Source organism: Anaerotignum faecicola, assembly GCA_024460105.1.
Lineage (GTDB): Bacteria > Bacillota > Clostridia > Lachnospirales > Anaerotignaceae > JANFXS01.
Window position 1 is genome coordinate 1 of the sequence record JANFXS010000405.1, and the last position, 418, is coordinate 418.

A 418-nucleotide genomic window follows, 5' to 3' on the forward strand; every position below is an offset into this window, starting at 1 on the left:
CTTCTGTCCTGATCGAAAGGAATGGAAGCGCGCAGCGGGTCTGTCACCGTAGTGAGAGCAGTCAGAGAGGTAAAACCAGCCACGCCGATCGGTGCAATACTGGCTTCCGTTCCTCCGGCAACCATGACGTCCGCCTCCCCATACTGAATGGAGCGGAATGCTTCACCGATGGAATGAGTTCCTGTGGCACAGGCCGTTACCACGTTAAAACATTTTCCCTTTAATCCGAACTGGATTGCCACATTTCCTGCTGCCATATTGCAGATCATCATCGGTACCAGGAGTGGATTCACACGGCCCGGCCCCTTTTCCAGAAGCTTTTTGTGCTCCCGTTCCATAGCCTGAAGACTTCCGATACCGGATCCCAGACAGACGCCTACGCGGTACGGGTCCTCCTGTTCCATATCAATGCCGGAAT

General features: G+C 54.1%; 1 protein-coding gene. It reads right to left on the minus strand.

The window, feature by feature from the left end; all coding sequences use genetic code 11:
* Positions 1-418, minus strand: a 418-nt coding sequence (locus NE664_14600) for a beta-ketoacyl-[acyl-carrier-protein] synthase II (GenBank protein ID MCQ4727865.1), incomplete at both ends; no start/stop codon positions are given.